The organism is Desulfovulcanus sp. (genome assembly GCF_982781345.1).
The window spans coordinates 39676-52389 of sequence record NZ_CEYAEZ010000012.1 but is presented as its reverse complement, the minus strand read 5'-3'; the positions used below and the strand labels follow the sequence as shown (position 1 = coordinate 52389).

The 12714-nt window shown below is 37.1% G+C and carries 10 protein-coding genes; 1 reads left to right on the top strand and 9 read right to left on the bottom strand.

The genetic code is table 11. The annotated features are described in order from the left end of the window. Window positions 1–201: 201 nt before the first annotated feature. Entirely contained in the window at window positions 202–417 is a 216-nt protein-coding gene (locus AC3WVG_RS03485; protein ID WP_488796790.1) for a hypothetical protein, read from the bottom strand. Window positions 418–855: 438 nt separating this feature from the next. Between AC3WVG_RS03485 and AC3WVG_RS03480 the strand changes: the two genes are divergently transcribed. Next, window positions 856–1332, top strand: a complete 477-nt coding sequence (locus AC3WVG_RS03480; RefSeq protein ID WP_488796789.1) for a hypothetical protein — start codon at window positions 856–858, stop codon at window positions 1330–1332. A 441-nt stretch (window positions 1333–1773) separates the two neighbouring features. Here AC3WVG_RS03480 and AC3WVG_RS03475 read toward each other — a convergent pair whose 3' ends face one another. The 8 genes from AC3WVG_RS03475 to hypF all read right to left on the bottom strand — a co-directional run bounded on the left by AC3WVG_RS03475 (window position 1774) and on the right by hypF (window position 12448). Further along, on the bottom strand, window positions 1774–2166 hold the full coding sequence (locus AC3WVG_RS03475; protein WP_488796788.1) for a hypothetical protein: 393 nt from the start codon (window positions 2164–2166) through the stop codon (window positions 1774–1776). Window positions 2167–2389: 223 nt separating this feature from the next. Next, a complete protein-coding gene (locus AC3WVG_RS03470) occupies window positions 2390–2725 on the bottom strand; it encodes an NUMOD4 domain-containing protein (RefSeq protein WP_488796787.1) in 336 nt (111 codons plus the stop codon). Between the two features lie 1115 nt (window positions 2726–3840). Next, a complete protein-coding gene (locus tag AC3WVG_RS03465; RefSeq protein WP_488796786.1) occupies window positions 3841–6042 on the bottom strand; it encodes an ATP-binding response regulator in 2202 nt (733 codons plus the stop codon). A gap of 35 nt (window positions 6043–6077) precedes the next feature. Next, the gene (locus AC3WVG_RS03460; RefSeq protein WP_488796785.1) at window positions 6078–7130 is read right to left on the bottom strand and encodes an ABC transporter substrate-binding protein; all 1053 of its coding nucleotides are present in this window, start codon (window positions 7128–7130) and stop codon (window positions 6078–6080) included. Window positions 7131–7457: 327 nt separating this feature from the next. Continuing rightward, entirely contained in the window at window positions 7458–7808 is a 351-nt protein-coding gene (locus tag AC3WVG_RS03455) for a hypothetical protein (protein WP_488796784.1), read from the bottom strand. Window positions 7809–7812: 4 nt separating this feature from the next. After that, window positions 7813–8418: a DUF8043 domain-containing protein gene (locus AC3WVG_RS03450; RefSeq protein ID WP_488796783.1), complete on the bottom strand. Its 606-nt coding sequence runs from the start codon at window positions 8416–8418 to the stop codon at window positions 7813–7815. A gap of 48 nt (window positions 8419–8466) precedes the next feature. Beyond that, complete coding sequence (locus AC3WVG_RS03445) at window positions 8467–10065, bottom strand: glycosyltransferase family 9 protein (protein ID WP_488796782.1); 1599 nt, start codon at window positions 10063–10065, stop codon at window positions 8467–8469. A 64-nt stretch (window positions 10066–10129) separates the two neighbouring features. Continuing rightward, window positions 10130–12448, bottom strand: a complete 2319-nt coding sequence (gene hypF, locus AC3WVG_RS03440; RefSeq protein ID WP_488796781.1) for a carbamoyltransferase HypF — start codon at window positions 12446–12448, stop codon at window positions 10130–10132. Window positions 12449–12714: the final 266 nt, after the last annotated feature.

Here is a 12714-nt window from a genome sequence, read left to right as displayed (position 1 = left end):
TCAAGGAATGATTTTTAAAATTTTCTTATTTTTACATTTAACACATTGATTTTGTTTTATTTATTATGAAATCAAACTGGTTAACTTTCCCATGAAAGTTAGCAAGTTAATTATTTAGAGAGAGAATTAACTTCGCTAATAAAAAAGGCCAGGTAAGAATACCTGACCTAGAAAAGAGACTATTGTCTTGCTAAGGAAACTTCAATTCTCTATTAAGTCTCTTGATAAATCTTCAGCTAGTCCAATTAGTTCTTTAGCTTTTGTGATTAAGTCTTTTATTCTTCCTTCAACTCCTTTATCTTGAATGTTCTCCCATTCTTTATAAAATACCTTAGACTCATTTTCTTCAAGGTAAAAATGAACATCTTGCCAGATTTCTAACTCTTTACCTTCTATTCTAAGAAGTAAATCAACCATAGAAAATACCTCCATTTAGTTAATGTTATTGAATTAACTTTAAAGAATGGTAAAGTACACTATGGATTTAGTTTAAACTACTTTTTTTAGATTTAGTCAAGGATTTAATTTAATGAATAGTTAAACACTAGCGTCTAACTAATCAAAAAAAATAGATTAAGAATAAAAGAGATAAAGATTTTTATTACTAGCTCTTTTATTGTTGCACATCCTTTCTTTGAGAAACTTCGTTTCGGTATGATGATTGACAATAAAAAGGAAGGGCTTTAGTATCTTTTAAAATAGAGTTAAAGACTTGCCTTAGCTTATAAGGTAAAAGGTAAGGGGCAAGGGGGGGGAAAAGTTACAGGCGAAGGAATAGCTTAATGGTGTCTCAAATTTTTGTACCAAAAAAAATAGAGCAAAGATAATCATAAGGAAACAAAGGAGGGAATAAAAATGAAAATCTTTACTAACAACAAAGAGATAAATAAAAATAGAGACTCCGTTCCGATTAAGAAAATAAAAATAGAAATAGAGTTTACAACAAAATTAGCCTTGTTTCTTATCGGCATATCATTAAGCGTTCTTTCAGTTCTTTATTGTATTAATTTATTTGTAATCAACCGTTATCAAATTTCATCTAATTTTCCTTCTCTTTTATACGATAAGATTAGCCGAGAATTTTATCTCAATTACGGAGAGATTACTGGGTGGGAGTGGCAGAGCTTAAAAAATATAGCATCACGATACAATCAACCCAAAAACAGTCTAGAAAAAACTAGTAAAGAAATTGAAGAGAAATTACTCAACCTTCTCTGTGCTGAAAAAGTAGAGAAATTTAAAAAGCTAGCCTTAGAATATAAAAAACACAAAATAAGTAAAGAAAAATTCCTTGAGAAAGCTAAAGAAATTATGGGAAAAGAAAAGAAATAAAGAAATCAGTTTACATCACTAAATTTAATGAAGTACATTTTAACACCTTGTTTAAGAAGATTTATTTCTTCATAAGGTATTACTAATCCCCAAAAAAAGTGTTACAAATTTTTTAGAAAACTAGCTTAAATGGTGTTACAAAACAAAAATAGTAATACAAAAAAAGGATAAACTACTCCATTAAGCAACAGCTTTGAAGTAATTTATCCCTTATGGAAGAATGATGGAAAGGAAGGAAGCTAATTAGGAATAATTGCTAATAAGAGATAAAAAAAGAAGGGGGACTAAGAAGGATAAAGAAAGGGAAGAGATAGAAAAAATAATTTTTAACGAGACTAAGCCTCTCTTTATAGAGAAACGAAGCTTTCTTAATAAACATAAAACCCCCCTTTTTTGCTTCTATTTTGCTTCAAAATCTACTTAGATGACCGAAACTATAGGTTAATCCATTTTCGAGCATTCTAGAACAAAAACTCGCTTGTCCATAGGCTTAAATTTATGATTTTGAGCAATTGCTCTTCTCTTTTCCCGTGTCTCTTTACTTATATTTGGATTTGTGCCCAGTCTGAACAACCATAAGAAACATGGCTCATTATCAAGATAAGGTTCATTGCCTTGGCACTCTTTAACTTCTTTGGCACTGCCTAAGCAATCAAGACAATAATTGTGGATAGCCTTTAGTGTCCGTCTATCTGTACCAGGTTCAATACGACCTAAACGATAAGGAAAGAGTGAACAATCTTGATTTTGACATTCTTCTACAAATTTATAACTACCGCCCATACAACTTAAACACTGCTTCCTGATTGCTTGTAATGGAGTAAGTCTTTTCATGTTGTCTCCCCCTTTGTTTTTTATAGTTTTATCTTTTTAGTAATATATCTTTAACTCCCCCCTTTCTTTTTAACAGTAGAATAAAATAATAAATAATAAAAAAAGGCTCAAAGAACAAAATAAAAAACTTCATTCTTTGAGCCTATATAAGGGGGAGTATATTTTAATTTCTATCTATTAAGAAAGAGAAAGATGTTTCTCTTTAGCGAGACAAAACCTCTCTTTATTCTTGATTATCGCAATATCCTTCACGATTACAAAAATATTTTTCAGTCGTATAGCCAATCCATTTAAGATTGCTGGCTCTGTTATCTGACCTATCACAATTCTTATGGATAACAATAGGAAGGTTTTTCGGATTGGGAACAAAATATTCAGCAACCAACCTGTGAATAGGATAAGTTTCACGTGGTTTCCCTTTAGCTACAAAGGAAACAATCTTTTTACAGTTTAATATTTTTTCTTTACCTTTGTGGAAGCTCTTAATTCTTCCAAAATTTGAAATTTTATAAAGACCCTCATAGCCTTTAACGTCTTTCCAAACTTCTTGTTCTGCCATAATTCTCCTTTAATGATGATTTTCCTTCTTAGTTAGGTATTTTTGTAAAGACCATCACTAAGGATAGAATTAAGAAACTTATTCTAAATCCTTTTTTAGGTTAGTTTTTAAAGAATTCTATTTCATAGGTCTTTTTAAAATACATTTTAAAGTTTATTTTTAGTATTATCTTCTTCTTGGTGTATTATCTTCTTTTTTAAGAAAACTTTCTTGGTATTCTTTTCTGGTATATATTTAATTATATATTTATAATAATATTTATAATAAGTGTTTTCCTTTCCTTTTTTTTGGATTCTTTCTTCTTCTCCCTTCCCTACAGTGCGGGTATTAACTAACCCTTCGAATTCATTAATAAATTTCAGTCCACAAAGAACCCTTCTTTAGATTAGGATTTGCACCAACAAAATGTTTTATAACTATCTGTAATTATTTATATAATTGTTTTTTTGTTAGTATTTCTTTTTCTACCTAAGATGAAACTTAAAACTCCCATCAAAGGAACTTTGTCTTTCTCAGGGAAAAGATAAGAAAGTAAAGAATATTCTCAGGTTGTAATTGAGTTAAATCTTTCCCTTTTCTCTAATGGTGCGACCTAAACTCCCGTCAAAAGTCCCGTCACCTAAATTTCATAGTTTTTATTTTTGGGTTGTAACTTATTGAAATTTTTGGCCCGCCCTGCACGATTCGAACGTGCGACCTACGGATTCGAAGTCCGGCGATAATCATTTAAATTTAATTATTTCACTAGGTTATGAATATAAAAAGGTAGGGATTTAAGAAGGACTAGCATCAGTATTCATGTCAGTTTTACCGTCAGATATACATCAGGTAGTCTTAAAGAAAAGGGAAAGGACAGATTGACAAGCCTTTTAGTTGAACATAAAATTTTATACAAATTTTTAACACAACAAAAGTGATGAGCTTGAAATTAGTGTAATTTTTCTAATTAGTTGTTGATTTGAAGCGAAAAGTATTAAAGTGGTCGTAACGGGGGCGACTCGAAATCGCTTTGTCCTGTGAAGGCAGGGCACGTGGGTTCGAATCCCACCCTCTCCGCCAATTTTTACTTTGTATGGCCAGGAAACAAAACAAATCCAGTCAGCCTAGCACCTCACCTAGGCTTCACTATCTTTTTGCGTCTTCCTAGCCACAACTTTGGCTAAAATAGCCTGCAGCTCTTCTATCTTAAAGGGTTTGGTCAAAAAGTAATCTATACCACTTTCAAAACACTTCTTCTTGTAGTTCTCAAAGGCGTGACCAGTCATAGCTATAATAGGAATATTAATCTCTTTTTGGCGAAGTTTTCGTGCACACGTTAATCCATCAACACCAGGCATTTCCAGGTCTAAAATCAAAACATCAAATCTCTTTTCATCCTGCTCAATCAGATCCAAAACGTTTTGCCCGTTGCTAACGCATAATACTTCCTGCACTCCTAAAATATTTAAAACATCTTCCATTACTTCCAAATTCTCTTGACTATCATCAGCCACTAAAACACGCATTTTGCTGAATCCTGCTCCTTCAATTTTCCGGGTTTCGGTCCAATCCTTTTCTCTTTTGCCTAGTTGCATAGGCAAAACAAACCAAAAAGTACTCCCCTTCCCCTCTTTACTCAAACAATGCAGACCATCACCACCCATTCTTTTGACCAATTCATTGGCAATGGTCAGGCCCAGACCAGTCCCACCATATTCTCGGTTTAAACCTTGGTAGGCCTGGACAAAAGGAGAAAAAATATCATTAATCTTATCCTCGGGAATTCCCACTCCCGTATCCTGAACGGAAAATCGAACAAGAACCTCGTTATTATCCCCAACCTTTTTGTCCTTACCTGAAACTGAGAATTTGACTTCTCCTTTGGAGGTAAATTTTATGGCATTTGATAAAAGATTCATCAAAACTTGTTTCAAACGCGTCTCGTCGAAAAGCATCCACTGGGGTATGGCAGGATCTATATCTTTTAGAAATCTTAACCCCTTATTTTCAGCTTGATGATGATAAATCTCGGCCAGATCATTGATTAACTGATGTAGATTATTATTTTCAAGTTTGATCTCTAAACCGTCAGCTTCCATTTTAGCGACATCTAAAATATCATTGATAATCCTCAGCAAATCTTGTGATGCATTTTTTATCATGCGTACGTATTTTTTCTGTTCCAAACTTAATTCAGATCTTTCTAATAACTGGGCTACTCCCATAACAGCATTAATTGGAGAACGAATCTCATGGCTAACATTAGCCAAAAAAACATCCTTCATCTTGCTAGCTTTCTCTGCCCTGTCTATAGCCTCGTTTAAACTCTTCACCATTTGTTTAAAATTAAAATATAAAATATGAATCTCATCATGTGAAGAATAAAAATTGTCTATACTATACCAATCAATATTTTTACCTTCTTTAATTTCTTGTGATATTCTGGAAAGTTGAGCAATTGGTTTAAATAACTTTTTCTGAAGAGATCTGAGACTAAAAATTAACAAAACAATTAAAAACAATGAACCCATAATAAAAATTTCTAATAATCGATTTAATGGAATTCTGATCTTCTTAATTTCCTGTAGAATCAATCCTACTAAATGAGCTCCTTTATATTTAAAATTAAATTTTTTAAAAGCATAATTCTTATTTTCCTTTTCTAAAAAATAAAAAATATCAAAAGAATACCTAGACACTTTATTACTATCTTCTAAACTGATTGAATTGATATATTCTCTTATCCAGCTCGAACATAATATTACCTCGTTATCTAAACCAAAAGCAAGGCCATGCTCTCTGCTTCTAGATAATTTTTCAATCCTACCTATTCTTGGAAAATGAGTATAGGCAACCAAATAACCAACAATGTTGTTATCAAAAACTACTGGTTTGGTTACCAAAGCGAGAATCTTATTTTTAAGATTGACAATTCTTATTGACTCATTTTTATTTAACTCTAGATGAAATTCCCTATTTAAAGTAGAAAATCTTTCTTTTCCGTTTATATCATATATAACCAATCCCAAAACTTTAGTGTTAGCGATTAAATCTTTAAAATAATTTCTGCCATAATCAGGTAAATCCAATTTCATAACAACTTTCAAGACATTGTCTTTAGTTAACTGCTCTACTTTCTCTTCAAAAGAAATCAGTTCTGTCCACAATACTTCATTAACATATTTTATATCATTCTCTAAGCTTTGCTCAACATATATATTTAATATTTTCTTATAACTATATACAAAAATAAAATTATAAACCAAACCTAAAAAAATTAACACTAAAAAAGGCAAAAAAATTTTTACCTTTAATGATTCTTTAGGATTAAAATTCATGTCTGCAAGCCTAACAATAACTTATATTTTTTAATTCAAGGCAATAAAGCAATATCTTCATATATTACATCTCCTGCTAGTAAAATTTCTTTAGGAATTCCTATCTTTAGCATCCTGGCTCTAGCCCGATTAAAAACTATCGCATACTCCCTGGCATCTTCAATGGATAAATCACCAGCCTTCTTCCCCTGTAAAATATAAAGCACTTTTTCTCCTGCCTGCATACCCATCTGACAAAAATCTACGGCAGCTCCGCCAAACAGGCCCAAACTGCAAAAATAGTAATTTACAGCTAGCTCTGGCAACTTTGAATGCTCAATCGTCCACTTGAAAATCTCTTTAAATGTCACCTGACCCTGGGCACTGGGTAAAGATAGGGCCACAGGATAAAGAGCATCAGCTAAACGTTGCTTGTTTATCTTCAATACCAAATTTTGGTATTCTTCATAGGATTTCACTTGAATGGTTTTCCAGTCGACATCAATATTTTTTGTTTCCAATGCAATCTGCTTCTTTATGGCATTGCCAGTAATTGTAGAATCAACAATAGCAATGAGCCTTTTCACCCTCGGACAAATACTTTGTAGTACATTGACCGATTTCTGGATATACAATTTTTCATAAACCCCGGTTACATTATAACCTGGTCTGGCTCGCGTAAGCATGAAATCTCTTTGTCGATCATAGTCTTCAGGCTGACCATTTAGCCCGGTAAACACCACGGAAATGTGAGGATCTCCCACAAGTTTCAATCCCACATAAGCAAAGGCTGCATCATCAAAAGTAACCACCACATTTGGCTCATTTTTGGCTATGACTTCCAGAGCCTTTTGAGCCTGCATTATGATCTGTTCTCTGGTGGTGTAAGTAGCTTTGGTATCCATATAAAAGTTTATAATCTGCATTTGATCATAAAGCTGCGATCTTCTTAATACCTTTAGCACTCCTTCATACTGTGGCCTTCCGCACACATCGTCGCTAGCATAACTATGCACTAAAACCAGGTTAAATTTTTTCTGCGCTGCCCATAGGTTAGATAGACAAAATATCTGTATACTCAAAAGATAAAGGATCAGCTTGATATACATAACCTCACCCGTTTAAACTTTTTTTAAAAGAATTATTAATTAGCTTATTTTTTTATAGTATTCCTTAAAAAGAAAGAACTGGTGGGTCAAGTAGGATACAAACAAAAAAAGACAAAAAAGAAGCCCAGGAGCACCGTTGGTGATTGAGCCGGATTTTTTAATAGGCATTTCAAACTAACTTTTCTTAGCCTATTAGATCCTATGTCAATCTACCGACAACTTTATCCTGGGCAGGAAGGCGTGAATTTGCAATGAAAGTGTTCTGATATTTAATTGTCAAGGTTCAATGCCCACATGCTTAGCCTTTCTTAAACCATGTTTGTTTAATTATCCCCTCTTACTCACATAATGACTATGGATTGGCGTCACTTTTGTAGCCTTTTTATAGCCTGAAAACCTTTTGCTTTCTCCTTTTACTCTGATTAACTCTTTTTGCAAAGTAGCGTGAAGCCCTCGGGCTGCTGCCATTACCTGGCCTTGGAGTTTTTGCAATTGTTTTAATTTTTGTAAAAATTCATCCTGTGAAAAACTATCCTTTTGGGCAAAAAAACGCTCCAACACCTCCCCTCTTTTCTGGGCCAATTCTTGAGCTTGCTCCACATTTTCGTCTTGAAGAGAGGAGATTTCTTCCTGACTTAACCAAATCGCCTGTTCAAAATATTCATTTGCCTTATTCATTATATTATGCCTTAGCAATTTTTTTGATTTCATCTTGCAAATAAGCAACTATCTTCTTCCATTCTTCCACTAAAGGCAAAAATTCATATTCGATTAAATCAGATAGCAGTATCCAATCTTCATTTTCCTGTACTTCCATCATTTCAGAAAAAAGCTCGGAAAGCTTGTCTAAGGAGCTTTGAAATTCAGGAATATCCTGCAACCTAAACTCAGCGCGTAACACTCCAACCATGCCCAAAAAATCCCTGGTCACTTCCAGTAAATCCTGGTACATGTCCAGAGCTTCCATGTCGTCAGCCTGACGAAAAAGACTGGCAATTTCACGACCACCCTTACCCATAAGATTAATCACCTTATATAATTCGCGAGTAATATTCACGGCCATCTCACTTATGGGCACAGTCTTGATTTCTACCTTTTCAATTTCCTCTGCGCCTACATCCTCAGCTTGATGAGGATAAATTTCTGAAAAAGCTTCATCATTGACTAAAACATCTGTGACAATGCGATCATTCATCTGTTCATCTTCCATGAGCTTAACCAATAAATCTTCCAGATTATCAAAATTTTTCACGCTTAAGTCACTTCTTTGGCCATCAATTATAATCATTTTTCCCCTCCTGGCTTAACAATGGTATTTTCTTAAATTTAATTCAATTTACGTGCCACGATCAACAGAAAAAAAGTTAAACATGCTCGTTAAAAGAGTGGAGTAATTAGAACAAAGGCGGACAAACGCATCAAGATTCTGGCCTGCTTCCTGGGACTGATAGGTCCAGAGCAAACCAAGTACAGAAAAATATCTATTTTTTTCAAATAATTGTCCAAGTCTCTGCCAGGTCTGCATAAATTTATGCTGTAAAGTCTTTACCCGCCTTTGCTGTAATACTCTGGCCTGCTGAACCAGTAATTCAAGAAGCGAGTTTATCTTTACAATGTCTTCAATCAATTTCTGTCCAAATTCAAAGCCAGGAAAATTTTTTCTATCCGGAGACAAACAAGGTCTATTATCCAAAAAAGAAGCATAAAAGTAACGCTGCAAATACATCCATTTGACTCTATCCGGCACATCATCTCCAAGTTGTTCGAGCCCCATAAAGTGACTTTCCTTTATGGTTTTCCAGGCCAAAACCCTTGATTCTAAAATTTTAGGCCAAGACTTCGTATTTAAAAAACTTTCGATAGCCTTGAACACAACCTCCGGGTCAATAGTTTTCCTGCATTTAAATTCATGCTCACACACCTGATCGAAAGAGCAGGGATGACAGGAAACTTTCGGCTCCAAACATAGGCTGTTTTCTAAATAAGGCCCGGTATCCCAGGGCTGGGCAGTAGCCAGGAAAAAAGCCACGATAGGAACACTCAAACCTGCTGCCAGATGCATAGTTCCGGTATCATTGGTGACCAACAGTTTACACTGCCGCAAATATCCGGCCAGATGCACAAGGTCTGTCTGACCAATTAGATCAATATACGGCCCGGAGCTCATTTGTTTAAACCGATTAGCAAGGCCCTTCTCTGACCCAGCCCCAAAAAGGACGGGACAAAGCTTTAATCCAGGCCACAACAACTCTGCCAGGCGGACAAAATGGGCAACGGGCCATCGCCGCTTGTCATCACTGGCTCCCAGTTGAAAACCAATAAACCCCTTGGCCCCTTCAGGGGCCAGACCATTCAAGTTTCGTTGACATTTTTTAACTATTCCAGGCTCTGGGTCTTTGAGCTTGAAAAAAATATCTCCTGGCTCAAGTTCTGCGGCGCGAACCTGAATATCCACAAGATTAAATGGACTGCACCCTCTGGCTTTTGAGGATGCCTGTAAAAAAGCTGCCCAGTTATTGGAGTAATAGCCAAAACCAAGTTCATCCAGACCAAAACCAACGCTTCGGCTGCGTTCGTCACTTACGCTAATTTTTACACCAGAAAATAAACGTGAAAGCAGACGGGCGCTTATGGAGGGTGTCAAATTAACAACCAGGCTAATTGGTAAATTATCAACGATATTTCTTACCCACAAATGAAGTTCTTTAAGGGCCTGGGGCCATGAATTATCAAGCAGGGCCAGTAGCTTGGCCCCGGGCAGGGGGAAAACATGATCCACATCCCGAAGCAGGCAGGCTGCACCGGCAAAATTTTCCAGACAGACCAGAGCGACATCATATCCCTTTTTCTTGTAACCACTAAAAACAGGCTGGGTCTGTAAAAGATCCCCAAATCGCGTCAAATTTATGACCAAAACATTTTTATTATTGCTCATCTGAATTCTGAGTCCTGAGTTTTAAAAAGACGAGATGAGCCAATCTCGCCTTTTACCCTACCTCTTAATATTTTAACCTTTTTTGCCCGTAAACAGCCTGTCCCAAAGAAATACAAGCATCATTTGGTGGAACCTGTCTATGCACAAGAGGCTTTAGTCCTTGCCTTTTTAGCATCTCTGGCAGTTCCCTGTGCAGGGTCAAATTTTGCATAACCCCGCCACTTAAGGCTACATGCTTAATGCCTGTCCTGGCACTTGCCTTCTTTGCCCAGCTACATAAACCATGCATAAGTCCCAGGTGAAACCTGCGGCTTATCCGACCCTTGTCCAACCCTTTTTCCATATCATCAACAATTTGGGCCATAAATTCTACGGTATCAAACACTAAAAGACCATTTTTCTCTTTTATTTTTACCTCATAAAAATCTTTCTCAGAAAAATCCTGCACCCTCTCCAAAAGAATAGCGGCCTGTCCTTCATAGTCTATTTTTAACTTAAGACCCAAAAGGGCTGCCACCGCATCAAAAAGCCGGCCGCAACTGGAAGATTTCGGACAATTGATATCTTTTGAGAGCATTTGAATGACAATTTGATCCGCCTTTGCAAAACTCTTCAGCCATAGCAATTTTCCCTTGCTTTCATCGATCCCTAATGAATAGAGAAAACTGCGGGCTATGCGCCACGGCTCATGGATAGCCATTTCTCCGCCGGGCAAGGAAATTGGGCTGAAGCAACCAAGCCTGGCATGGGAAAGTCGAACATTATCAATCAGAAGAAGCTCACCACCCCATAAAGTACCGTCCTCGCCATACCCTGTCCCGTCAAGAGCCAGCCCAAGACAAGGACCTGAAAACTTATTTTCTGCCAGGACTGCATGAATATGGGCAAAGTGATGTTGCAAACTATATACCGGCAAGCCATGCTCACGTGCATATTTGGTGCTTAAATAATCGGGATGCAGGTCACAAACTATGGCTTTTGGACTTACCTGGAGAATTTTTTGCCAGTGCGCAATGCTCTCCAGGAAAAATTCATAGGTCTCCAGGTTCTTTAAATCGCCAATGTGCTGGGAAACAAAGGCCTGGTTTTCCTTGGTTAGACAAATGGTGTTTTTAAGTTCGGGGCCAACTCCAAGGACTGTCTCTCCATCGGAAGCCAAAAAAACAGGCGATGGAGTATATCCCCTGGCCCTGCGGAAAAAAAGCCTTTTACCCTCACTAGTGTAAACGACCGAATCATCACAGCGAACTAAAATATCTCTATTATGGACAAGAAAGTAATCGGCAATTTTTGAAAGTCTCTTTAGAGCCTCCCGGTTACCTAAAGAAATAGGCTCAGAACTGAAATTGCCCGATGTCATAACCAGGGCAGGCAACTTCTCCGCTCCAATATATTTCTGATACAAAAAAAGAAGAATACAATGAAGCGGCGTGTAGGGCAGCATGAGTCCAATATAATTGGTATCCGGGGCCAGATATGGACTTAAGGCAGTATCTGACTTTTTCTTAAGAACTACTATGGGGTGCTCCCGGCCCAGGAGGAGTTCTTCTTCATGGGTATCAATATGGGCAACTTGGCGGGCAATAGCTATGTCCGGAACCATAATCGCCAAAGGCTTGGCCGGCCTGTTTTTTCTCTGACGCAAGGAGTTTACCGCGGTATCATTTGTGGCATCACAGGCCAGGTGAAATCCGCCCAACCCCTTGATGGCCAGAACACGCCCCTGGGTCAAAAGTCTGGCTGTTTGTTCTAACGCTTCCTTCTCCCTGCTCAAGGTCTTTCCCTGCTTATCTATTAGCCAGACATGGGGCCCACACTCTGAACAGGCATTGGGCTGGGCATGAAAACGACGGTCTAAAGGATCCTCATACTCTTTCTGGCATAGAGGACACATGGGAAAGCAGGCCATTGAGGTCTTGTCTCGATCATAGGGAATAGAACGGGTAATGGTAAACCTGGGCCCACAATTGGTGCAATTGGTAAAAGGATACATGTAACGCCGGTCTTCAGGATCAAAAATTTCCTGCAGACAATCATCACAAATACATACATCCGGGCTTATCAAAACCTGATGCCCCTCACCGCCTTCGCTTTTTAAAATGACAAACCGGGTTTCGTCCTCGTGAAGGGGAATCTCCTTTCTTTCCAGATGGACAATTCTAGCCAGAGGCGGCAGCTTATGCTTCAAGGCAAATTCAAACTGGCTTAGCTGGCTATCACTACCCTGGACTTCGATAAGTACCCCGGCAGAAGTGTTCTTAACCATTCCGGTCAGATTTAAATCCATGGCCATTTTATACACAAAAGGCCTGAATCCCACGCCCTGAACCTGACCATTAACAATATATGAATTTCGCTTTAAAAGAATCTTATTTGAGTTCATTGAATCCTTTTAATGGGTTTGTTGAATCTGTTGACTTTATTGAGAAGGCTATAACATTTGCACAATTCATTCAACTTCTAAACAAGTGATATAATTACTCGTTTAAAATCATCGCGACTATAAGCGGTGCGGTGGTGGATAAACAAAAAAGGATACCATGGCACAATGGAATAGTAATGGGTCAATCTTGGTTTTGAAAACAAACCAGGGGATATGGCGGCCAGATATGGATGCAGCTGAATACAAGCTATGCGGGAAAAGGTGTA

Bases quoted from the DNA above. Each gene is read 5' to 3' on its own strand.
- AC3WVG_RS03445 (WP_488796782.1), bottom strand. From the start codon at position 10,065: ATGAGCAATAATAAAAATGTTTTGGTCATAAATTTGACGCGATTTGGG.
- hypF (WP_488796781.1), bottom strand. From the start codon at position 12,448: ATGAACTCAAATAAGATTCTTTTAAAGCGAAATTCATATATTGTTAAT.
- AC3WVG_RS03470 (WP_488796787.1), bottom strand. From the start codon at position 2,725: ATGGCAGAACAAGAAGTTTGGAAAGACGTTAAAGGCTATGAGGGTCTT.
- AC3WVG_RS03480 (WP_488796789.1), top strand. From the start codon at position 856: ATGAAAATCTTTACTAACAACAAAGAGATAAATAAAAATAGAGACTCC.
- AC3WVG_RS03460 (WP_488796785.1), bottom strand. From the start codon at position 7,130: ATGTATATCAAGCTGATCCTTTATCTTTTGAGTATACAGATATTTTGT.
- AC3WVG_RS03485 (WP_488796790.1), bottom strand. From the start codon at position 417: ATGGTTGATTTACTTCTTAGAATAGAAGGTAAAGAGTTAGAAATCTGG.
- AC3WVG_RS03465 (WP_488796786.1), bottom strand. From the start codon at position 6,042: ATGAATTTTAATCCTAAAGAATCATTAAAGGTAAAAATTTTTTTGCCT.
- AC3WVG_RS03455 (WP_488796784.1), bottom strand. From the start codon at position 7,808: ATGAATAAGGCAAATGAATATTTTGAACAGGCGATTTGGTTAAGTCAG.
- AC3WVG_RS03450 (WP_488796783.1), bottom strand. From the start codon at position 8,418: ATGATTATAATTGATGGCCAAAGAAGTGACTTAAGCGTGAAAAATTTT.
- AC3WVG_RS03475 (WP_488796788.1), bottom strand. From the start codon at position 2,166: ATGAAAAGACTTACTCCATTACAAGCAATCAGGAAGCAGTGTTTAAGT.